The organism is Lysinibacillus sp. fkY74-1, from assembly GCF_053165895.1.
Genome location: NZ_CP170173.1, coordinates 1,787,034 through 1,809,422 on the forward strand (window position 1 = coordinate 1,787,034; position 22,389 = coordinate 1,809,422).

Genomic DNA, 22,389 nt, shown 5'->3' on the forward strand with positions numbered 1-22,389 from the left:
TACAATTCAGCCAGACTGAGTTGTAGTTTTTTTGTGGGGAGATAGTGAGGCAAAGTGAGCGGAACATCAAGAGTGACGGATAGAGTGAGAGAATCGCAAAGAGTGACGGATAGAGGGAAAGAAGTGACGGATAGAGGGAGGAAAGTGACGGATAGAAAAGGAAAAGTGACGGATAGAGAGTGAAAAGTGATGGATACGCATGAAGAAGGCGCGGGTGGAGAGGCGAAAATGAGGGAATCGCAAAGAGTGACGGAAAGAGTGAGGAAAGTGACGGATAGAACGGAAAAAGTGATGGATAGACAATGAAAAGTGATGGATACGCATGAAGAAGGCGCGGGTGGGGAGGCGAAAATGAGGGAATCGCAAAGAGTGACGGATAGAGTGAGGAAAGTGACGGATAGAACGGAAAAAGTGATGGATAGAGAGCGAAAAGTGATGGATACGCATGAAGAAGGCGCGGGTGGGGAGGCGAAAATGAGGGAATCGCAAAGAGTAACGGATAGAGTGAGGAAAGTGACGGATAAAACGGAAAAAGTGACGGATAGAGAGTGAAAAGTGATGGATACGCATGAAGAAGGCGCGGGTGGGGAGGCGAAAATGAAGTGACGGATAGAGGGAGGAAAGTGACGGATAGAAAAGGAAAAGTGACGGATAGAGAGTGAAAAGTGATGGATACGCATGAAGAAGGCGCGGGTGGGGAGGCGAAAATGAGGGAATCGCAAAGAGTGACGGATAGAGTGAGGAAAGTGACGGATAGAACGGAAAAAGTGACGGATAGAGAGTGAAAAGTGATGGATACGCATGAAGAAGGCGCGGGTGGGGAGGCGAAAATGAGGGAATCGCAAAGAGTGACGGATAGAGAGAGGAAAGTGACGGATAGAACGGAAAAAGGGATGGATAGACAATGAAAAGTGATGGATACGCATGAAGAAGGCGCGGGTGGAGAGGCGAAAATGAGGGAATCGCAAAGAGTGACGGATAGAGGGAGTAAAGTGACGGATAGAACGGAAAAAGTGACGGATAGAGAGTGAAAAGTGATGGATACGCATGAAGAAGGCGCGGGTGGAGAGGCGAAAATGAGGGAATCGCAAAGAGTAACGGATAGAGTGAGGAAAGTGACGGATAAAACGGAAAAAGTGACGGATAGAGAGTGAAAAGTGATGGATAAAACGGAAAAAGTGACGGATAGACAATGAAAAGTGATGGATACGCATGAAGAAGGCGCGGGTGGAGAGGCGAAAATGAGGGAATCGCAAAGAGTGACGGATAGAGTGAGGAATGTGACGGATAGAACGGAAAAAGTGGCGGATAGAACGGAAAAAGTGGCGGATAGAGAGCGAAAAGTGATGGATACGCATGAAGAAGGCGCGGGTAGAGAGGCGAAAATGAGGGAATCGCAAAGAGTGACGGATAGAGTGAGGAAAGTGACGGATAGAACGGAAAAAGTGACGGATAGAGAGTGAAAAGTGATGGATAAAACGGAAAAAGTGACGGATAGACAATGAAAAGTGATGGATACGCATGAAGAAGGCGCGGGTGGAGAGGCGAAAATAAGGGAATCGCAAGAAGTGACGGATACTCCTGCTCGCTTTCTACTCCTTGTCCACCTTTCTCTTCTCCATTACAGCCGACTAATAAAATTGACATAAATACCATGCCTGAAATTATTCCCTTTTTCATTATTTCTCCTTCTCCTTCCAAAAAAAATTCACCACTTAATCAAGTGCTATATAAAAATAACAAATGCACCCAAATTACCCTTATTTTATAGATGTGATATCCCGACTAGACAAATAGAGATTTTAGGTTTATAGTTAGCTAGGCTAACTAATATAAAAGGAAGAAGTGATCTTGTGACAATTGAGCAGGAGTTTTTTAATCAGTATCGTTTAATGTATAGGCCTTTTATTAATAAGCTAAATGTGCAACTTGAACCGTATCAGTTATATAGCTCACAGTGGGCAGTTCTTCGTTTATTAAAGGATAAGGGTCCGCATTCCTTTGTTGATATCGCGAATTTTATGTCTATTGAGAAGCCGAGTGTGACGAAGCTTGTACATAAGCTTGTGGAGCTAGGCTATGTGGAAACGATGGTGGGCAAGGATAAGCGAGAAAAGCTTGTGTATTTATCGGCGTATGGGGAGGAGCTTGTGCAGGAGATTAAAGCTCACTTGAAGCCATTTTTTGAGCATGCACTGGCAGGTGTACCTCAGCAAGATATCGAAATTGCGACACAGGTTTTTGAAAGAATTTGTATGAATATTAATCAATAGGAGAGCGAGTAACGTGGAAGTAACAGCAAGAAAGAAACTATGGACAAAGGACTTTTTAATTGTCTCTCTCATAAATTTTACCATTACGTTAATCTTTTATTTATTAATGGTTACGATTGCTGCTTATGCAGTGGAACATTTTAATGCGTCTACAAGTACAGCCGGTCTTGTATCGAGTATTTTTATTATTGGAACATTATTAGGGCGTCTTGGAACGGGCCGTATTATTGGGGATTGGGGAAGCAAGAAAACATTATTCTGCGGATTACTTTTATTTATGTTGTCAACGATGTCCTATTTTATAGCAGGAAATTTACCGTTACTTATGCTGAATCGTTTAATACAGGGGATTGCCCTTGGAGTAGCGAGTACAGCGACGGGGACGATTATTGCACAGATTTTACCACCTGAGCGACGCGGGGAAGGGATTGGTTATTATAGCTTAAGTGCGATTTTGGCTACAGCTATTGGACCTTTTGTCGGTATTTTATTAACACAGCTATTTGAGGATTATCGCATGATTTTTGCTGTTGATTCCGTTTTAGCTATTATCTGCTTTTTCATGTATTTTATCGTAACAGTCCCAGATGCGCCGAAGAAGGCAGTGGATGCAGCTGTGAAGGCTGGCTTTAAGATGACGAATTTCATTGAATTGCGTGCTGTACCGATTGCCTTTGTTGCACTGGTAATTGGTTTTGCGTATTCGGGTGTTATGTCCTTTATGACGTTTTATGCGAAGGAGCTTGATTTAGTATCAGCAGGCAGTTACTTTTTCATCATCTATGCTATTGTCATTTTAGCTACACGCCCATTTACTGGGAAATTACTAGATACACGAGGTGCTAATATTATTATTTATCCATGTTTGGTGATTTTTGCTATTGGTATGTATGCATTTAGTTCAGCGTCAACAACCATTGCTTTTTTAATTGCTGCAGCATGTATAGGTATTGGCTATGGTAACTTCAACTCTGTTGCACAGGCTGTTGCTATTAAGGTAACGCCGAATGAACGTTTAGGACTTGCGACATCTACTTACTTTATTTTTTATGATTTAGGATTGGGTGTCGGGCCTTATTTCTTAGGATTATTTGTGCCTTCAGCGGGCTACAGTGCCATATTCTTTGCGATGGTCTTTGTCATTTTATTATCCATTGTGCTTTATTATTTCTTACATGGTAAATATGAAAAAATGAAACAAGTAAAAATTTTGTAGATTAGAATCATTATATTGTGGAAAAAACGTCTTTTTTCTAGTTGTTTATAAAAAACAACTTAAAAATGACGTTTTTTTCTTTTTAAAAAAAATTATCTTGCATTAGAGGATGATAATCATTATCATCACAATATAAAACAAAATCGGGAGTAGGTACGAAGTATGAAAAACAAATCATTATTGTCTGTATTAGTAGCAGGAGGCATTCTAATGGCAGGCTGTGGTAATACAGAAGATACAAAAAAAGAAGATAAGCCAGAAACAGAGCAATCAGATAAAGCTGCACAAGAGGTTGATTTATCTTCTGAACTAGCAGCCTATCAACAATTTGCATTAGAGCAAATGGATCAATTTTTACTAGAAACAGAGAAATTTGTCAATCTTGTTAAGGCTGGAGATATTGAAGGAGCAAAAGCTGCGTATGCACCAGCACGTATGTATTTTGAGCGTTCTGAACCCATTGCAGAAAGCTTTGGCGACCTAGATCCACGTATTGATGGTCGTTTAGCTGATATACAGGAAGAAGGAAAAGGTGAAGAAGAATGGTCAGGCTATCATAAGCTTGAGTATGCGCTTTGGGAAGAAAATACAACAAAGGGCTATGAGGTAGTGGCTGATCAGCTTCTGGCAGATGCGAAGGAATTACATGCCCTCGTACAAACAGTTGAAGTGACTCCTGATTTAATGATAACGGGTGCAGTTGATTTATTAAATGAAGTGTCAACATCTAAAATTACAGGTGAGGAAGAAATTTACTCCCATACAGACCTGTATGATTTTAAAGCGAACATTGAAGGTGCTGAAAAAATCTTTGAAATTTTACGTTCAAAATTAGAAGCGAAAGATTCAAAATTAGTCACAGCGCTTGATGAAAAATTCAAAGCGGTGGACGATTTATTAGCACAGCATGCCACTGCCGATGGTGGTTATATTTCCTACGAGGAATTAACAGAGGACAACACAAAAGCGCTTGCGGCAGCGGTGAATCAGCTTGGAGAACCATTAAGTCAAATGGGAATCATTTTGGAGTGAACATAAATGACAGCATCAAATGAAGAAAAATGGATGAATAAAAAAATCTCTAGACGTGATATGTTGAAACTGACAGGCATTGGGGTGGCAGGTGTTGCCATTGGTGCCTCTGGTTTAGGTGGTGTAATGAAAGCAATGGGCTATGATGTTTTTGAGCCTGTGGCTGACAGTACTACGGCAAGCAATAAGGTCAATTTCTACGGCACCCATCAGTCAGGTATTGTAACACCTGTACAAACGAATATTTATTTTGCTTCTTTAAATGTGTTAGTGACATCGAAGAAGGAACTGCAAGAGTTATTCCAGCAATGGACACCTCTTGTTGTGCGTTTAATGAATGGTGAATTAATGGCTGATATTTCATCGAATACGAGAGTACCGACTGGTGATACCGGTGAGGCAGAGGGCTTAGATGCTGCCAATTTATCAATTACTATTGGTGTGGGTGCTTCCTTATTCGATAAGCTTGGTATGCAGCATTTAAAGCCAGCGGAGTTAAAGGATTTACCACATTTCCCAAAAGATCAGCTACAGAAAGAATATACAGGTGGTGATTTGTGTATTCAGGCCTGTGCAGATGATCCACAGGTGGCATTCCATGCGGTCCGTAATTTAGTGCGTGCAGCATCTGGGAAAGTGGAGATTAAATGGTCACAGTCAGGCTTTAACTCGTTCCCAGCAGGTGGTGGGACCCCCCGAAATCTTTTTGCATTCAAGGACGGCACAGTGAATCCATCCATTACAGATGAAAAGGATTTAAAAAAAGTTGTTTGGGTGGATAAAGGTTGGCTAAAAGGCGGCTCTTATTTAGTTGCACGTAAAGTTCAAATGCATCTTGAAACATGGGATCGTACATCTTTAAAAGATCAAGAAGCTACATTTGGTCGTTACCGTGATAGTGGGGCACCGATGGGTAAAACTAAGGAATTTGATGATTTTGATGTAGAGGCGAAGGATGATAAAGGGAATTATATTATGCCTGATACATCACATGTTCATTTGGCCCGTAAAGCAGGAGCTCGTATTTTGCGGAGATCGTATTCCTATGCATCTGGTGTGATGTCGAATACAGGCACTCATGATGCAGGACTTATCTTTATTTCATTTCAAAAGGACCCTGCCCAATTTACAACGATTCAAAATAGCTTGGGACGTATGGATAAAATGAATGAGTATATTACCCATCGAGGCAGTGCAGTGTTTGCTTGCTTCCCTGGTGTACAAAAGGGGAGTTATTTAGGTGAAGCACTTTTTAACGCGCTGTAGTATCGTTATTGCTTTATTTCTGACTTTAGCTTTACCTGTGCAAGCTGCGCAATCCTATAGTCATTTATATATTGCAATTAGTGATGCATTAATAAATACAAAGCAGGATAAAGAGACAGAGGCTAAACAGGCTCTTGAACAGTTTGCCACAGATTGGGCTAAGGTTTCTTCAGAACAAAAAGAGGCGAAAGCTAAGGTTGATGACATCCTTGCCCAAGCAACAGAGGCCACATCAAAGGATGACCGATTAGAGGCGCTGTCTGCCCTGTCGAATGCTTTACGAGCCCTAGAAAAACTGGAAAATCCAGTAGATGAGGCTGCACAGCGAGCGGAGTTTGGGCAAAAGATGAAGCCGATTTTGGCAGACTTTGAAAAAGCTTTAGCTAGTGAGGATGCTCAGGCAATTGACGAAGCTTATAAGGATTTTAATCTCAAGTGGAACAAAAGTGAGCGCCCCGTACGTGAGCAAAGTATTGCCATGTATGGACAAATCGAAACACAGATGGCATTTCTACGAATCTCTATTTCTGCTGAAGAGCCTGATATCGCGTTATTGAAAACTCAATTTGCAGATTTACAACAAACGATTACAGATTTTATAGCGGGTAAAGAAACAGCAGAAGCGGTAGAAGGTGACTATTCATTAGCTACATTAATTGCTTATATTGATGAGGCGATGGACTTTGTAGATGACGGTGATTATAAGGCAGCCTCTAATAAGGTTCGAGAATTTATCATGATTTGGCCACGTGTTGAAATAGAAATCTCAACTCGTAATGGTAGTCTTTATACTAAAATTGAAAGTGATATGCCTATTATCGCAAGTGATTTATTAAAATTCTCTGTCGATCAAGAAGCAATTACAAAAAAATTAAATACATTCCGTACAGAAATCGAATTGATTCAAGGAGATTCGGATTATACGCTTTGGGATGCAGCGTTAATATTATTACGAGAAGGGCTAGAGGCTTTACTCATTATATTAGCTCTTGTATCGTTTCTTAATAAGTCAGGGCAAAAGAAAATGCGGAAATGGATTTATATTGGAGCATTTGTGGGTGTTTTGTTATCAGCCGTTGCCGCAGTTCTTATGTCAACAATTTTAAACTCGGCTACAATTGATACGAATCGTGAATTAATGGAAGGCTATGTAGGCTTACTGGCCGCTGCGATGATGATTGGTGTAGGTATATGGCTGCATAGTAAATCAAGTGTGGTCAGTTGGAATCGCTATATTTCGAAGCAAATGGGCAATGCTATTTCCAGTGGCTCTATTTTTGCCATGGCAGCGATTAGCTTCTTATCTGTTTTCCGAGAAGGGGCAGAAACGCTTGTTTTTTACGCGGGTATTGCACCGAAAATGGCGACTTCTCAGTTTATCCTTGGGATTGTAGTTGCACTCATTATCCTTGCCTTGCTTGCCATTGTGTTGTTTAAGGCAAGTGGGAAAATTCCTATTCATAAATTCTTTGCCGTAGCAACATGGCTCATTTATGTATTAGCCTTTAAGATTATCGGTGTCAGTCTGCATACATTACAGCTGACTAATAAGATTTCTACAACAATTGTCGATGGCTTACCTGTCATAAGCATGATAGGTTTCTATCCAACCGTGGAAACAATGATTGGCCAAGCCATATTATTAATTTTAATCGTGGCAACCATCATTTATAAAAAGAAGCAAGCCTGAACGTCTTTCACAAACGCTTATGGCCTTAAGGGATGTCTCGATGGAGGCATCCTTTTTTACTGCCAGTGTGCTGGACGTTTAATATAAGAAGGTAGTTTGGTAGTGTTATCACCCTGTGCGGCGTTGATTTGCATTTGTGTTAAAAATAAACTTGTCGATAGATCAGCACCACGTAAATTGGTATCACGCAGATCGGCCCCAATGAAATCTACCCCTTGTAAATTGGCTCCTTGTAAATTGGCAGCAATTAAATAGCCACCTCTTAAATCAGTAGCTCGCAAATCTTTACCCTGAAAATTTTTACCTATCCAATCAGCGCCGCGCTGATTCAATTTGAGAGAAGCTTTCCCCTTTACAAGATGTTGTCGCATTTGTTCGCTAGTTTTTAAAAGAAGAGCATTTACTGGCATACGAATAGCCATCATGTCCAGTGCCAATAAACCATTAGCGTCAAGTTCCGCTGCCTGCTGTAGCTGTTCTAATTGAACGAGGAGCTGTTCATGGAGCATACTGTCAATTTGATAGGATAGAGCTTCCGCTACATAAGCAATCATTTCATATAGCTGTTCCATAATTGGAAACACTTGAAACATTTTGTCAGCAAGTTCTCGTGATTGGCGCCAATCTTGCCCTTTAAATGTCACTTGGGAAACGTGCTGACCGGCACCTAAGCAATCAAATACAGTACAGCCTTTATAGCCGCTCATCCTTAGCTTGCTATGAATTTGACAGCTATAGTCCTCTGTTAAATTGGAGCATGGCTTGCCTGCTGGTTTATGCATGGCAAAATCACTGGAAGCGACTATATTTAATGCTGTACAACATAATCCAAAGCAGCTTGGGCAATCTGCCTGTAAGCTTTCTCGAATTGTCATGCCAAACGATGTGTCTCTAATTGTTCGATTAGACATCCTTTTTTTCCCTCTCTTCCCTCATGAACTTTGCTATTATTTTAGCACGGGCATATTAGGTTATGAAATATGCAGATAACCATATTTTGAAAGACAGGTGTGATTATGTTATTCTTCTTCACAAGACGTTGTATAGAAAATTTAGAAAAGTAGTGGTGGTTGAACATGGGGTAACGGTGAAAGATTTATTGCAATTGCCTTCCTTTCGCGGGGCAGAGGTTTTAACAGGTCGAGATAATCTGCATCGCACGGTCTCTTCTTTATCTGTTTTAGAAGTATCGAATGTTGATTTTTATTCGAAAATTATTAATCGTGTGCAAGAGGAATGGTATGCAGAAGAGCTGGTGATTAGCTCCTTTTATTCCATTCGAGATAGTGTGGAACAGCAATGTGAGACAATTCAGCATTTACACGATTTAGGAGAGCTGGGCCTTATCTTATATTATGTGGGTATTGTGTTGCCACATATACCAGAGGAAGTGCTTGCCTTAGCCGAATCTCAAGGGTTTATAATTATCTGTATGCCCAAAAATGATTATTCTCTCCGTTATAATGAAGTTATTTATGAAGTTATGGAAGCGATTGTTAGTAATCAGGGTGTTAATGACCATTTCGTTAAAGAAACCTTAGAGAAGGTATCCTTATTGCCTGAGCATTTAAGAAGTGTGGAAATTACATTGAAAATGCTATCAGATCGCTTGAAAGCCAATATTCTGCTAACCAATAGTCATTTGGATATTATCAATCAAGTCATGTGGCCAAGAAATTCATCATTAGATGTGGTCTACGCTATCCATGAATGCTCACAATCACAAGTTTTTCGTGAAACAGGTAAATTTGAGTTAAAACAAAGTGACATCTCATGTGTGATTGACTATAAAAGAGTGCATCAAAAAAATGGGGAGCCTCTCTTTTTATTCCTTATAAAGGAAAATACCGATTTACCTGTCAAGACAATTGAAAAGGTGAGTGAGGTTGTCCAAGTCGCCATTAATTTATGGGGAGACAAGCATGATGAGGTCAGCGAATATGCCCTGGTCAAAGCAATCATCAATGATGAAAGTGAAAAAATGAGAAGATTAGCCAATCTCCTGCATATTGATGTTTCTGCTATTCAAATGATGTGGTTAGTATATATGCATGATTTAGCGGATGAAAAAAAGGTTCGAGATGAGCTAGAAGAGCAGTTGTCTAAATATTATCAAACAAGAGTCATTCAATTTATTGACCACTGTATAATTGTGCTACTCGGAAATTGCTTGTACAAGCACCATGAGTTTGAAATTACTGTCGAATTTAATGAAACTACCAATTATGCTGGACAAATCGCAGAAATCGTCTATGCACCCAAAATGAAAAACACGAAGGCCGTTCGTCAGATGTATCAGTTAGTCAATCAGGTAGGGGATAAAGCCCACACGATATACCCCATGCGAAAATTATTTACGGCAGCTGAGGTTCGTTCCATGAAACGAGCTATTGCTGTAAGTAAGCAAGGGGAAGAAATGATTGAGGAATATTTATCGGTCATTGAACCCATCTTACATGATCATGATACATTACAGACATTGATTACCTTTTTATTAGATGCAAATGCAAGTATGGAGCGCTGTGCGGAACTACTTTATATTCATAAAAATACGGTGAAATATCGTATCAAAAAAATTAGCGAGCTGATTGGCACAGATGTAACTATTTACGCCGAATTTTATGATGTGTATATGGCTTGCATGCTCTATCGATTAATTAATAATTAAAATAATCTGAAATTTTGTTATTTTGAACAAAATTTCAGATTATTTTTTTTATTTAGGCAAAAGACTCCCTTCTATGCTTTCTTTATAATTAAAAACATTCATCCATCAACTAAGTATAAGGAGGGAGTCGCTTGAGAAATGACAACAATGTTCAATCATGGTATAGCTTAGGGATTATTTGGGGTGGTGCCATGATATGTATTCCTAGTTTATTGGTAGGAAATACACTCATTACAAGTATGAGCTTATCGAAGGCACTGGCTGTAGCATTTGTAGGCTACGCAATCGTCGTCTTCATTATGGTATTACAAGGAATGCAAAGTAGTGATTTAGGTAGGCCGACTGTCCATGTCGCTGGGCAAGTGTTTGGGAAAAAAGGCTCTCGTACGATTTTATCTATTATCCTAGCAATTGCTTGCTTAGGGTGGTTTGGTATTCAGGCTAATGTTTGTGGGGTTGCCTTAGCGAATTTGCTAGCCATCTATCACTTGAATATATCGGTTCCTCTAGCATCGTTCATAAGTGGTATGGTCATGGTGGTCTCTGCTATATATGGCATGAAGGTATTACGTATATTAAGCTATATTGCTGTCCCATTATTAGTCATTATTTGTGTATATGGTTTAGTCCAAACATTAACAGGGGAGCAGCTTGAGTTCATTCGTGCTTATGAGCCACAAGGAAATATGAGTTTTATGGATGGTTTAGCAGTGACCATTGGTTCATTCGCATTAGGGGCAGTCATAGCGGGTGATTATTCGCAATATTCCAAAAAACGTTCGGATGTTTTCAAGGCCGCTACGTTAGGAATTATTCCTGCTGGAGTGTTAATGATTGGCGTAGGAGCTATTTTAACAATTGCTTATCAAACAAGTGACATTACCGCAGTCTTTTTGCATATTGCTACACCATTTATCGGCGGGGTTGGCTTAATTTTAGCCACTTGGAAAACCAATTTGGTCAATGCAATTTCAGGCGGTATTGCCTTAATTAATGTATTTGACGTAGCAAAAAACAAAGAGAATGGCGATTTTTGTTGCTGGGACAATCGGTACGATTTTAGCAGTCGTAGGGATTTTAAATTACTTCACACCGATTATGTCCATTCTATCCGCGATGATTCCACCTGTTGCAGGTGTCATGATTGCTTCTTATTGGGTTATCCATAAAGGACATAAAGATAGCTGGGCTGAGGTAGAAGGCGTTAATCGCTTAGGGGTGTTTTCTTGGCTAGTAGGGGCAGTGATTGCCTGTATGCCCGTTGTATTCTCTTTCGTTCCTGGATTGCCGACATTACCTAATCAACCGATGATCGGCATTATTATTTCATTTCTTATTTATTATATTGGGTATCGTGTATCCGTACAAAAAACTGCCATATTGGAGGAACATAGATGAGATATTTAGATCAAGCGGCTATTGAACATATAGCTATAGGTGCAGCATTTTTAGGAACAGGTGGTGGCGGAGATCCGTATATTGGGAAATTAATGGCGCTTTCTGCCATTGAAAAAAATGGTCCTGTTAGGCTGTATTCCGTGGAGGAAATTGAAGATGAGGATTTTTTCATTCCCGCAGCTATGATGGGAGCACCATCAGTTTTAGTCGAGAAATTTCCTCGTGGTGATGAATTTGTAAAAGTTTTCCAAAAGCTTGCGCAGTATTTAGGGAAAGATAAAATTGCCGGTACATACCCGATGGAAGCGGGTGGGGTCAATTCAATGATTCCAATTGTGGTGGCTGCACAGCTAGGTTTACCTTTGATTGATTGCGATGGTATGGGGCGGGCATTCCCAGAGCTGCAAATGGTGACGTTTAACTTAGATGGTATTTCCGCAACGCCTATGGCCATCACAGATGAAAAAGGCAATATCGGCATTTTTGAAACGATTGATAATAAATGGACAGAGCGTATCGCCCGCGCCGCTACTGTTGAAATGGGCGCTAGCTCTTTGGTGAGCCTGTATCCAACAACTGGTGCTCAACTAAAGAAAAGTGGTGTGCATCATATTGTGACACTTTCTGAAAAAATCGGTGAAATTATTGCCTCTAAAGATCAAGAGGTGAACGATAAGCTTGCAAGCCTTTTAAAGCTCATTGCAGGGTACGAGCTATTTCAAGGGAAAATTGTCGATGTAATTCGCGAAACGAAGGGTGGCTTTAACTTAGGGAAAATGCTTCTAGAAGGAATTGATGGCTATAAAGAGGGTCAGATGAAGGTTCATTTCCAAAATGAAAATTTACTGGCAGAAAAGAACGATCAAGTTGTTGCGATGACACCAGACCTGATTTGTTTAGTCGATTTTGAAACCTTGTTGCCTGTGACGACAGAAAGTTTAAAATATGGCAAACGTGTGCGCGTAATTGGTTTACCATCACATGAAAAATGGCGCACAGCAAAAGGGATAGAAACTGCAGGACCAAAATACTTTGGCTATAATTATGATTTCGTGCCAATTGAAGAATTGGTGAAAAAGGGGGTAGCTGAACATGTATAAGATTGGAATTGACGTAGGTGGAACCAATACAGATGCTATTCTTTTAGATTATAATAGTCAGCTAATTTATAGTGTGAAGTCACCGACAAGTTTAGATATTAAATCAGGTATTGAACAATCATTGCAGCAATTATTACAAGGTGCAAACATTGATAAAACGAAAATTACACATGCCATGCTAGGGACAACACAATGCACCAATGCCATTGTTGAGCGTAAAAAGCTAGCAAGGGTTGGTGTTATTCGACTAGGTTATCCAGCTACAGCCTCGGTGCTACCTTATACAGCTTGGCCTTCCGATATGATTGATAAATTATCAGGGAATTATGCAATCGCACATGGAGGCTATGAATACGATGGCCAGCTATTGAGTGCGCTTAATCACGCAGAGATTACAAAGCTCTTAGAAGAGTGGCGTGACCAAGTAGAATCAATTGCCATTGTAGGTGTCTTTTCATCTATTAAAAATGATCAAGAATTGCAGGTTCGTGACTGGATTCGAGCGATCTATGGGGAAGATTTCCCGGTTTCTTGCTCATCGTTAATTGGCTCTGTAGGCTTAATTGAACGTGAAAATGCAACGATTTTAAATGCCGCTTTATGCAAGGTCATTGAGACGACAACACAGGGCTTTATTCAGGCACTTCAAGCGGAGGGTATTTTCAATGTAGACGTGTACCTATGTCAGAATGACGGAACATTAATGTCCATCGACTATGCAAAGCAATTCCCAATCTTGACGATTGCTTGTGGGCCTACTAATAGTATAAGAGGGGCTTCGTATTTATCACAAATTCAAAATACAATGGTATTAGATGTAGGTGGTACGACTTCGGATATTGGCGTGTTACAAGATGGATTCCCCCGAGAATCTTCAGTCGCAGTGGAGGTAGGGGACATCCGCACCAACTTTAGAATGCCTGACATTATTTCAGTCGGGCTAGGTGGTGGTAGTATCGTTCGAGTGAAGGAAAATAAAATTACCGTTGGCCCCGATAGTGTCGGTTATAAAATTAGTGAAGAGGCATTAGTATTTGGTGGGTCAACTATGACAACCACAGATATTGCCGTCCGTTTAGGTCTTGCAGAAGTAGGAGATCGAAATTTAGTGGCACATATTGATGAAGCATTCGCTAAAGCCGTTCAAGAAGAAATTTCTTCATTACTAGAACAAGCCATTGATAAAATGAAAACATCATCAGAGGATGTATCGCTTGTTTTAGTGGGCGGTGGTAGTATTATTGTGCCAGAAAAAATTCAAGGTGTTTCTACTATTGTTAAATCAGAGTTTGGCGGTGTGGCAAATGCGATTGGAGCATCCATTGCACAAATTAGTGGGCAATACGAGCAAATTTATATTTATTCTAAAGAACCTCGGGAGGAATCTTTAGAGGATGCACAAAATAAAGCAGTAAAACAAGCTGTATTAGCAGGTGCCCTTGCGGAAACAATCGAATTGGTTGAAGTGGAAGAAACACCATTAGCGTATCATCCAGAAAACGCAACAAGATTAAAAGTAAAAGTAGTAGGCAAAATGGTGTAGCGATGAAAAGAAGAGTCGTAAAAAGGGCTCTTCTCAGACTGTAGACAAAAGTCATGGAGAAATGTATTCTCGATGGCTTTTGTCATTTTTCTTTCTCTTTCATTTTCAATATTTGGTAAATCATTGCTGTATCCAACATACTCTTCGAGCATAAATGCTCTCTTAAGCTGTCTGCCACGTCCAATTAGCTAGTTTCTTTAAATTCATGGCAGCAAAAGTAAGCATCGCCTGCATGGATTGAATACCAAAAACGTACTGAATAAACGTCATTTTAAAGAGAACAACAGGATCAGTACTAGGACGCCCATTAGGTAAATAGAGCTGTTCGACTAAAGGATAGATAAATAAAAAATCAATAGCAGCCTCTAGTTTTCGCACTAAATGATTGTTGGGAACTAATGGATCAATCGTTAACATTTCTAATTGTTCTCGTTCATTGGATGGATTCTTCGTCATCATCGTTTATCACCTCAAAAATTTACTTTTCAACACTCTATGTAGATAAAGTAAGTACTTTATGTAGAAGTTGATGGGAACGATGGGCGGCGACTCCTGCGGGATAAGCGGGAAAGTCGAGATCCTGGACTGAGCGAGGCGAGGGAAGCAGCTCGACCCCGCCCGCGGAAAGCATCCGCCGGTAGTGGAAATCAACGGCTTTACTTTATTTTATTGTAAAAGAAAAAAGACTGTAGGCAAACTCTCAAATTTTTTGAGTTTGACTACTCTACCAACCATTAGCAATCTCATATCCTCTACAATATATTGGGCTAACTTCGGATATGTCATCTCCTTCAATACCGAGTCGGAATTTTTGCCCTTGAATGCCCCCTCTATTTGTAAACTCAATATAGTAGTAAAATAGCACCATTTTTTCCATTTTGGTTCCGCCTTTTGTTGTCTTTGTGTCCTCGCAATGTATTCTGTTTTAGACTTTATTGATACCTGAAGAGAGCTCATGCTATACAAGTTAAATGTTTCATTTTAATCAAACGAGGCTCTCATTTCCTTTTTCTTGTATTTGGTACTTGAAAATAAAGAAGTCATAGTGTAATATCTGACTAGTACACTATGACACGAGGTGTTGAGCATGAAAAGTTTTGTAGGACTTTTAAAAAAAGAATGGGTACTTTACCGCTCATGGTTTTTAATGGGGATATTTGCGGGAATTATGTTTTCTTGGATCGTTCCCTATGGATTACATCAATTTGTTGATCTCTTCCCTAAAGAAAATCAGCTAGCATTTGCCTTTACGCTTCTTGTCCTTTTTGTAGGTGGATTTTATTCTGTTTTACAATTTTTAGCGAGTATGCGTTTGGATATTAAAGCTAAGGAAAGCTGGCTCCATTCCACTAGTTCCATCACAAAGCTAGTAGGAGCAAAGATGGTCTGTTCGCTCATAGGCTATGCGCTTTTTAATACGCTCTTTGTGGGTATTGCCATCTTTAATATAAAAGAAGAGTTTATCGCAAATATTGGACAAATCGTATTCGTTTTAATAGGAATTGTGATTGCGTTAACTATTTTCCAATTTATGTTATTTGTTTTACTGTTGTTCTTTTTAGCTTTTTACTTGCAATTGAAGCATGTGATTGGGCGTTTTTCCATTGTATTGACGATGGTTGCTTTTGGACTTACCACATCGGCTTGGGTACGAATAACGGAGAGTCAGTTTTATGACACGGTTTTCCACCGTGGCGCCATTTCGTTAAGCAAATTAGAACCGTTTTTACCCAAAGTAAAAGCAACGACAACGATGGAATGGAGGCTGGGCTCTATTTATGTTGTTGAAGAAGTAGCTTCTATTTTACTCATCGTACTGCTTTTTTTAACGGCATCCAAGTGGCTTGAAAAGGTGGTATTACGATGACGATGGATTTTTCACGTGATAAACCAATTTATAGTCAGCTTGTCGATCGGATATGCGGGGACATTTTAAAGGGGCAGATATTGCTTGGAGATCGACTGCCCTCTGTAAGGGAATATGCAGTCGAAACGGGTGTCAATGTTAATACGGTGCAACGAGTCTATAAGGAGTTAGAGGCAATGAATATAACGGAAACCAAACGAGGACAGGGTACTTTTATTACGACTAATGAGGAACGCATCGAAGGATTACGAGATGATATGAAAAATAAGTTAGCCGAAAGTTTTTTAACATCTATCGAGGCGTTGGGATTTTCCAAAGAAGAAATGCTCGTTGTATTAAAAAATAAAGCATGAGGTGAAGGAATGTTACAGCTATTAAATGTGTCTTTTCAGTATAAGAATAAGCCCATTTTACAGGATTTATCCTTTTCCTTTCCTATTGGACAGATCATTGGGCTCGTTGGGGAAAATGGTAGTGGTAAATCTACACTTCTCAAAGTTTTAGCTGGCTTATTACGCTCCTCAACTGGTGAAGTGGTATTGAATGGTCAACCAATTACTCGACGAAGTGCGGATCAAATTGCTTATTTACCAGATACTGATTTGTTTTTTGATTATTATACGGGGGAACAGCTCTTTCAGCACTACGCTTCTCAATTTGAAGACTTTTCCTATGATAAGGCATGTATAGTAGCTGAATTTTTACAGGTGGATAAAAATAAGAAGCTACGTCAATTATCAAAAGGGAATCGTGGACGTATGAAAATGGCTGCTACACTGGGCCGAGAAGTTCCTTATTATTTAATGGATGAACCATTTGCTGGGCTAGACCCCATTGTGCGAGAGCAGCTCATTAAAGGTTTAATTCAATTTACGGACATTGAAAATCAAACGATTTTGCTGTCTACGCATGAATTATATGAGGTTGAACCTATTTTAGATCAAATTATTTTATTAAAAGCTGGCTCTATCACAGCTTATGAAGACGTAGAGACATTGCGTGATGTGACCAATAAAGATGCGGTTCAATGGATGAAAGGTTTTTATGGTCATTCTTCCAATGATAACGATCGCCAACACTTTTAACGATAAAGGCTCAGGCGTAACTAAAAAGAAAGGGTGAATAAATATGACAGAACCAATTGTTCAATTGCAAAATCTATCGAAAACCATTCGTGGAAAGCAATTAATACAACAATTAAACATTGATTTATATCCAGGACAAATTACAGGTTTTTTAGGACCCAATGGGGCAGGGAAAACAACAACGATTCGTATGATGACGGGCCTTATGCATCCAACAGAGGGCAAGGTCATCATTGATGGACTATCGCTACAGGAGCATTATGAGGAAGCGATTAGCAAGGTTGGTGTGATTGTCGAAAATCCAGAAATGTATAAATTTATGTCGGGCTATAAAAATTTATTGCATTTTGCACGTATGCATAAAAATGTTTCAAAGGAACGAATCATGGAGGTCGTTAAACAGGTTGGTCTAGAAAATCGTATCCATGAAAAGGTTGCAACGTATTCTCTTGGTATGCGTCAACGACTAGGGCTTGCTCAGGCGCTATTACATCGACCAAAATTTCTAATATTAGATGAACCAACGAATGGTTTAGACCCAGCTGGTATTCGCGAATTCCGTATGTACCTTCGCAAAATTGCGGCAGAAGATAACGTGTCGGTTTTTGTATCCAGTCACTTATTATCTGAAATTGAGCTAATGTGTGATCGAGTGGCCGTCATTCAAAATGGGAAGCTAATCGACATTCGTGAAATTCATAATGAAAGCACGTCGTTTTACTATGTGGAAGCACAGCCACAAGAGCAGGTTTCTGCCCATCTGGCACAACATGATTACAAGTTTGAGGTAATGAAACAAGGCTATGTAATTGAATTGAAGAAAGAGGATGTTCCTGCATTGACATTAGGGCTTGTGCAAGCAGGTATGCAACTATTTGCCGTACAGCCACATCAGAAAACATTAGAGGATCAATTCTTAGAAATGACTGGAGGCGGACAAATTGCTGAAGCTAATTCAAAATGAATGGATGAAATTATGGCATAAAAAAGGGACGTGGGCAATGGTCGCTATGCTTGTCCTTGTCATTCTAGTTCCTGGCGGCATCATGAAATATTATGAGGGTAAATCATCAGATGAGGGATCATGGCAGGAGATAGAGCAGCAGTCTATCCAAAATAATAAGGCAATGCTGGCAGAGGAGGACATATCCGAGGAAGACAAAGCATTTTTTGAAGAGCGAATTGCTATTTCGGAGTACCGATTAGCCCATGATGCGCCGAGTCAAGAAGATAGCAGCCTTGCAAGCTTTATGTCCTTTACAAGCAATATGCTAACACTTGTCACTTTATTTACGGTGATTACTGCCGCAAGTATTGTCTCCAGCGAATTTTCAACAGGTACTATTAAAATGCTGTTGACTCGTCCTATGTCCCGTGCGAAGGTGTTAACGTCTAAATTATTGACGACCTTCTTATTCGGTTTGTTTTTAGTTGCTGTAAATGTAGTTGTGAGTGCAATTGTAGGTTTAGTATTATTTGGTGTAGGCTCAGGTGTGGAATTAGAGATTGTTAATGGTCAGGTGGCTGAAAAGGCAGTATGGAATGATTTAGCCTACCATTATCTATTATCTGGCGGTGATTTTGTTATGTCTACATTATTTGCCTTTTTAGTTGGTTCAGTATTCCGTTCGAGCTCATTAGCAATCGGCTTAACGATGTTCCTGTCATTTACAGGTGGCATGATCATTATGTTCTTAAGTAGATACGACATTGTCAAATACATTTGGCTAACACATGCAGATTTAACTCAGTATGAAAAAGATATGTTAATGGTTCCAGATATGACAATGCCATTCTCGCTAACTGTATTAGCTATTTATGCTGTAATTTTCCTAGTGATTAGTTATACATCCTTTATGAAACGAGACGTTACTGCATAATTTAAAGAAGAACTGTGCCCTAATGCTTTATTAGGGTACGTTTTTTTACATCAAGAATTATTAAAAAAGTATTTATTTTTTTTCAAATTGCGCCTATAATAATAGCAACTTAATGAAAACGCTTTTTTTTCATAAAAGTGGTCTAGACAACTATACCAAAGGGGGATAAAGAATGTTTGCTTTCTTACAAAAAATCGGTAAGTCACTTATGTTTCCAATCGCAACATTACCGGCAGCAGCCTTGCTTTTGCGTTTAGGTTCTGGGGATATGCTTGGAGCAGTGCCGAATGAAGCCATTCAGTACATTGCTAGTATTATGGCCGCTTCTGGGAATGCTATACTAGGCAATTTACCTATTATTTTTGCGATTGGTATTGCGATGGGGTTAGCACATGATAGCAGTGGGGGAGCAGCTCTTGCAGGTGCGATTGCTCACCTCGTATTAGTAGCCGTTTTAGGGACGGTTAATGAAGAATTAAATATGGGTGTGTTTGGTGGTATTATTGCCGGTATTACGGCAGGCTTACTGTATAACAAATATTATAATGTGAAATTTCCAGAATGGTTATCATTCTTTGGTGGACGGCGGTTTGTACCAATTATCACGTCCATCACTATGGCGATTTTAGGGAGCATTTTAGCCATTGCTTGGGGACCAATTCAGGGCGGTATTGATGCTGTCGGCAATTGGATGATCGGTGCAGGATCACTTGGCGTTGGGATGTATGGTTTCTTCAACCGTCTATTAATACCAGTTGGTCTTCACCATGTAATCAATACGGTTATTTGGTTTGATTTCGGTGAATTTACGAATGCCGCGGGTGAAATTGTGAAAGGGGATATCCATCGTTTCTTAGCAGGCGATCCAACAGCTGGACATTTCCAAGCTGGTTTCTTCCCAATAATGATGTTCGGTTTACCAGCAGCTTGTCTTGCGATGTATTTCACAGCGAAAAAAGAAAAACGACCGATTGTGGGTGGAATGTTCGTATCTATCGCTTTAACAGCCTTTTTAACAGGTGTGACGGAGCCGATTGAATTTTCATTCATGTTCTTATCACCTGTTCTTTATGGTATCCATGCAGTATTAACAGGTATTTCCCTTGCAGTTGCCTATATGGTTGGGTTCCGTGATGGCTTTGGATTCTCAGCAGGGTTAATTGACTACTTGCTAAACTTAGGTTTGGCCGATAAACCATTAATGCTTCTACCATTAGGTTTAGGCTTTGGGGCCATATATTTTGTCGTCTTTTATTTCTTGATTAAAAAACTGGACTTAAAGACACCAGGACGTGAAGATGATGAGGAAGAGGATGGGGAATCAAATTCAGCCATTTCAGATGATATTGATGTACGTGCCTACTACACAATTGAAGCATTAGGTGGTAAAGAGAATATTCAGCAAGTGGATTACTGCACGACTCGTTTACGTATGTCCGTACAGGATGCCAGTGTCGTGGATGAGAAAACATTGAAGCAAACAGGTGCGCGAGGTGTTATGCGTATTAGTAAAACCAATGTACAAGTAATTATTGGAACATCTGTTGAGTTTTTAGCGGAGGCTATGAAAGAACGTCTGCAAAAAGGCAACCCAGCACCTGCTAATGCCCAGTTGCTGACGGAACAGCCTGTAGCGACAGCAGAAGTAAAAAGTGACGCAACAACAACTTTCCATGATTTTGAAATGCCAATGACAGGGGATTTATTACCGTTATCAGAAGTACCGGATGAAGCATTCTCTGCTGGCCTGATGGGTCCTGGTTTTGGGATTCGTCCAACAGATGGAACTGTTTATGCACCGTTTGACGGTCAAGTGGTGATGATTTTCCCAACGAAGCATGCGATCGGTTTAAAATCTGAAACTGGTGTAGAATTATTAATTCATGTCGGTTTAGATACTGTAACACTGAATGGTGAGGGCTTTGACATGCTTGTATCAGATGGTCAAACAATTAAACGTGGAGAGGCATTATTAAAAGCAGACATCACAAAAATAAAGGAACAAGTGCCTTCCATTATTACCCCTGTCGTTTTCACTAGCCTAATGGGGCAAGAGATTACGTTAGAAAAATCAAGTTTCCAAAGAGCAGGCGCTACCAATATTATTTCATTGAAAAAGTAACAAGTCATGGGGCTGTGTGCAGAGGGAACATAGGCAATCATATTGCAAATGGATACCTTTTCAACAGCCCTTGTTCAAGAAGAGGAGATGTTTTTCTTGAGTTTAATAATTCGGAACATCACAGTGGTCAATGCGAGTGGTCGAGATGAACAGATGGATGTGTGGATGAAGGACGGCAAAATTGCTCAGATTGCCCAGCATATTCACGCGCAGGGCGTTGATCAATTAGAGGGTTCAGGAAAGTTTTTATTGCCAGGATTTATTGACATGCATATTCACGGGTCTGCCCAAATGGATACGATGGATGCATCTGATGAAGGGTTACATATCATGGCCCAATCACTATTAAAAGAGGGTACAACCAGCTTTTTAGCCACTACGATGACCCAAAGCTTTGACAAAATCGAACGGGCCATCGTCAATGTGGCACAATTTCAGCCAAAGTCAGATGAAGCGGAAGTACTTGGTCTGCATATTGAGGGACCTTTCGTATCGAAGCAGCGTGCAGGAGCTCAGCCACTTGATTATATTGTCCAGCCAGATGTGGAAGTCATTAAAAAATGGCAAGCATTAAGTGGTCAAAAAATTAAACAAATTACGCTGGCACCGGAGGAACCTAATGGAATGGCAGCTGTCCAAAGCCTTTCTGAAAGTGGCGTTATTGTATCAATTGGTCATTCCGACGCTACATTTGAGCAAATGCAGGAAGCTGTTCAATTAGGTGCATCACAGGGGACTCATTTATACAATCAAATGCGTCCATTCCATCATCGTGATCCAGGTGTGGTTGGTGGTGTTTTGCTAGTAGATGCCATAAAGGCTGAACTAATTGTTGATTTTATTCATATGCATGAAGGAGCTGTGGAAATGGCTTATCGCTTGAAGGGGGCAGACGGCATTATTTTAATAACGGATGCGATGCGAGCGAAGGGTATGCCCTACGGTGAATATGATTTAGGTGGCCAATTGGTGCATGTGACAGAATCAGGCGCACATTTATCGAACGGTTCATTGGCAGGTAGTATTTTAACAATGGATCAAGCAGTACGAAATATGCGTCAGATTACCAACTGTACATTGGAGGAGCTTGTGAAAATGTCCAGCTATAATGCTGCCCAGCAATTAAAATTAACGAACAAAGGGCAGCTTACAGAAGGGTATGATGCGGATGCAGTGATTGTAGATGAACACTTGCTGCTCCATCAAACGATTAAAGCTGGCCGGATCAGGGTGCAGACAAACAATTAGG

The 22,389-nt window shown here is 40.1% G+C and carries 20 protein-coding genes and 2 pseudogenes; 19 read left to right on the top strand and 3 right to left on the bottom strand.

What is annotated here, in order from left to right; all coding sequences use genetic code 11:
* The first annotated feature begins 54 nt into the window (after positions 1–54).
* From ACE1MS_RS08435 to ACE1MS_RS08470, 8 genes are all read left to right on the top strand, one after another.
* Positions 55–183: a hypothetical protein gene (locus ACE1MS_RS08435; RefSeq protein WP_258858685.1), complete on the top strand. Its 129-nt coding sequence runs from the start codon at positions 55–57 to the stop codon at positions 181–183.
* A gap of 168 nt (positions 184–351) precedes the next feature.
* Positions 352–552, top strand: a complete 201-nt coding sequence (locus ACE1MS_RS08440) for a hypothetical protein (RefSeq protein ID WP_447402831.1) — start codon at positions 352–354, stop codon at positions 550–552.
* Positions 553–1,241: 689 nt separating this feature from the next.
* Positions 1,242–1,463, top strand: coding sequence for a hypothetical protein (locus ACE1MS_RS08445; RefSeq protein WP_447402832.1), 222 nt, complete (start codon positions 1,242–1,244; stop codon positions 1,461–1,463).
* A gap of 390 nt (positions 1,464–1,853) precedes the next feature.
* Positions 1,854–2,273 carry a MarR family winged helix-turn-helix transcriptional regulator gene (locus ACE1MS_RS08450; RefSeq protein WP_012293977.1) on the top strand — a complete coding sequence of 140 codons (420 nt, stop codon included), beginning with the start codon at positions 1,854–1,856 and terminating at the stop codon, positions 2,271–2,273.
* A gap of 13 nt (positions 2,274–2,286) precedes the next feature.
* Positions 2,287–3,489, top strand: coding sequence for an MFS transporter (locus tag ACE1MS_RS08455; protein ID WP_099805950.1), 1,203 nt, complete (start codon positions 2,287–2,289; stop codon positions 3,487–3,489).
* Between the two features lie 162 nt (positions 3,490–3,651).
* Positions 3,652–4,521, top strand: coding sequence for an iron uptake system protein EfeO (gene efeO, locus ACE1MS_RS08460; protein ID WP_012293979.1), 870 nt, complete (start codon positions 3,652–3,654; stop codon positions 4,519–4,521).
* 6 nt (positions 4,522–4,527) lie between these two features.
* Complete coding sequence (efeB, locus tag ACE1MS_RS08465; RefSeq protein ID WP_031419662.1) at positions 4,528–5,787, top strand: iron uptake transporter deferrochelatase/peroxidase subunit; 1,260 nt, start codon at positions 4,528–4,530, stop codon at positions 5,785–5,787.
* Positions 5,762–7,477: an FTR1 family protein gene (locus tag ACE1MS_RS08470; RefSeq protein WP_447402833.1), complete on the top strand. Its 1,716-nt coding sequence runs from the start codon at positions 5,762–5,764 to the stop codon at positions 7,475–7,477. The genes efeB and ACE1MS_RS08470 overlap by 26 nt, the downstream gene beginning before the upstream one ends.
* 56 nt (positions 7,478–7,533) lie before the next feature.
* On the opposite strand, the gene ACE1MS_RS08475 is transcribed toward ACE1MS_RS08470, so the two are convergent.
* Complete coding sequence (locus ACE1MS_RS08475) at positions 7,534–8,388, bottom strand: pentapeptide repeat-containing protein (protein WP_197224970.1); 855 nt, start codon at positions 8,386–8,388, stop codon at positions 7,534–7,536.
* A gap of 176 nt (positions 8,389–8,564) precedes the next feature.
* On the opposite strand from ACE1MS_RS08475, the gene ACE1MS_RS08480 reads away from it, so the two are divergent.
* The 4 genes and pseudogenes from ACE1MS_RS08480 (at position 8,565) to ACE1MS_RS08495 (ending at position 14,186) form a co-directional block, all read left to right on the top strand.
* Complete coding sequence (locus ACE1MS_RS08480) at positions 8,565–10,145, top strand: PucR family transcriptional regulator (RefSeq protein ID WP_447402834.1); 1,581 nt, start codon at positions 8,565–8,567, stop codon at positions 10,143–10,145.
* Between the two features lie 191 nt (positions 10,146–10,336).
* Positions 10,337–11,543, top strand: a pseudogene (locus ACE1MS_RS08485) (cytosine permease).
* Positions 11,540–12,643 carry a DUF917 domain-containing protein gene (locus ACE1MS_RS08490; protein ID WP_012293985.1) on the top strand — a complete coding sequence of 368 codons (1,104 nt, stop codon included), beginning with the start codon at positions 11,540–11,542 and terminating at the stop codon, positions 12,641–12,643. The pseudogene ACE1MS_RS08485 and the gene ACE1MS_RS08490 overlap by 4 nt, the downstream one beginning before the upstream one ends.
* Positions 12,636–14,186, top strand: coding sequence for a hydantoinase/oxoprolinase N-terminal domain-containing protein (locus tag ACE1MS_RS08495; protein ID WP_031419667.1), 1,551 nt, complete (start codon positions 12,636–12,638; stop codon positions 14,184–14,186). The genes ACE1MS_RS08490 and ACE1MS_RS08495 overlap by 8 nt, the downstream gene beginning before the upstream one ends.
* 198 nt (positions 14,187–14,384) lie before the next feature.
* On the opposite strand, the pseudogene ACE1MS_RS08500 reads toward ACE1MS_RS08495, so the two are convergent.
* Together ACE1MS_RS08500 and ACE1MS_RS08505 are read right to left on the bottom strand one after the other, a co-directional pair.
* Positions 14,385–14,645 (bottom strand): annotated as a pseudogene (locus tag ACE1MS_RS08500) (transposase); the annotation flags it as partial.
* 265 nt (positions 14,646–14,910) lie between these two features.
* On the bottom strand, positions 14,911–15,063 hold the full coding sequence (locus tag ACE1MS_RS08505) for a hypothetical protein (protein ID WP_227256802.1): 153 nt from the start codon (positions 15,061–15,063) through the stop codon (positions 14,911–14,913).
* Between the two features lie 210 nt (positions 15,064–15,273).
* Here ACE1MS_RS08505 and ACE1MS_RS08510 point away from each other — a divergent pair, with 210 nt between their 5' ends.
* The 7 genes from ACE1MS_RS08510 (at position 15,274) to nagA (ending at position 22,388) form a co-directional block, all read left to right on the top strand.
* A complete protein-coding gene (locus ACE1MS_RS08510) occupies positions 15,274–16,053 on the top strand; it encodes a hypothetical protein (RefSeq protein WP_012293989.1) in 780 nt (259 codons plus the stop codon).
* Positions 16,050–16,406, top strand: a complete 357-nt coding sequence (locus ACE1MS_RS08515) for a GntR family transcriptional regulator (protein WP_012293990.1) — start codon at positions 16,050–16,052, stop codon at positions 16,404–16,406. The genes ACE1MS_RS08510 and ACE1MS_RS08515 overlap by 4 nt, the downstream gene beginning before the upstream one ends.
* A gap of 9 nt (positions 16,407–16,415) precedes the next feature.
* A complete protein-coding gene (locus ACE1MS_RS08520; protein WP_012293991.1) occupies positions 16,416–17,138 on the top strand; it encodes an ABC transporter ATP-binding protein in 723 nt (240 codons plus the stop codon).
* Between the two features lie 43 nt (positions 17,139–17,181).
* Positions 17,182–18,102: an ABC transporter ATP-binding protein gene (locus tag ACE1MS_RS08525; RefSeq protein WP_012293992.1), complete on the top strand. Its 921-nt coding sequence runs from the start codon at positions 17,182–17,184 to the stop codon at positions 18,100–18,102.
* Complete coding sequence (locus tag ACE1MS_RS08530) at positions 18,080–19,018, top strand: ABC transporter permease (protein WP_036161327.1); 939 nt, start codon at positions 18,080–18,082, stop codon at positions 19,016–19,018. Before ACE1MS_RS08525 ends, ACE1MS_RS08530 begins: the two co-directional genes overlap by 23 nt.
* 172 nt (positions 19,019–19,190) lie before the next feature.
* Complete coding sequence (nagE, locus tag ACE1MS_RS08535) at positions 19,191–21,140, top strand: N-acetylglucosamine-specific PTS transporter subunit IIBC (protein WP_036166379.1); 1,950 nt, start codon at positions 19,191–19,193, stop codon at positions 21,138–21,140.
* 96 nt (positions 21,141–21,236) lie between these two features.
* A complete protein-coding gene (gene nagA, locus ACE1MS_RS08540; protein WP_036170285.1) occupies positions 21,237–22,388 on the top strand; it encodes an N-acetylglucosamine-6-phosphate deacetylase in 1,152 nt (383 codons plus the stop codon).
* Position 22,389 lies beyond the last annotated feature (1 nt).

Bases quoted from the DNA above. Each gene is read 5' to 3' on its own strand.
- ACE1MS_RS08440 (WP_447402831.1), top strand. From the start codon at position 352: ATGAGGGAATCGCAAAGAGTGACGGATAGAGTGAGGAAAGTGACGGAT.
- ACE1MS_RS08445 (WP_447402832.1), top strand. From the start codon at position 1,242: ATGAGGGAATCGCAAAGAGTGACGGATAGAGTGAGGAATGTGACGGAT.
- efeO (WP_012293979.1), top strand. From the start codon at position 3,652: ATGAAAAACAAATCATTATTGTCTGTATTAGTAGCAGGAGGCATTCTA.
- efeB (WP_031419662.1), top strand. From the start codon at position 4,528: ATGACAGCATCAAATGAAGAAAAATGGATGAATAAAAAAATCTCTAGA.
- ACE1MS_RS08475 (WP_197224970.1), bottom strand. From the start codon at position 8,388: ATGTCTAATCGAACAATTAGAGACACATCGTTTGGCATGACAATTCGA.
- ACE1MS_RS08490 (WP_012293985.1), top strand. From the start codon at position 11,540: ATGAGATATTTAGATCAAGCGGCTATTGAACATATAGCTATAGGTGCA.
- ACE1MS_RS08495 (WP_031419667.1), top strand. From the start codon at position 12,636: ATGTATAAGATTGGAATTGACGTAGGTGGAACCAATACAGATGCTATT.
- ACE1MS_RS08505 (WP_227256802.1), bottom strand. From the start codon at position 15,063: ATGGAAAAAATGGTGCTATTTTACTACTATATTGAGTTTACAAATAGA.
- ACE1MS_RS08510 (WP_012293989.1), top strand. From the start codon at position 15,274: ATGAAAAGTTTTGTAGGACTTTTAAAAAAAGAATGGGTACTTTACCGC.
- ACE1MS_RS08515 (WP_012293990.1), top strand. From the start codon at position 16,050: ATGACGATGGATTTTTCACGTGATAAACCAATTTATAGTCAGCTTGTC.
- ACE1MS_RS08520 (WP_012293991.1), top strand. From the start codon at position 16,416: ATGTTACAGCTATTAAATGTGTCTTTTCAGTATAAGAATAAGCCCATT.
- ACE1MS_RS08525 (WP_012293992.1), top strand. From the start codon at position 17,182: ATGACAGAACCAATTGTTCAATTGCAAAATCTATCGAAAACCATTCGT.
- nagE (WP_036166379.1), top strand. From the start codon at position 19,191: ATGTTTGCTTTCTTACAAAAAATCGGTAAGTCACTTATGTTTCCAATC.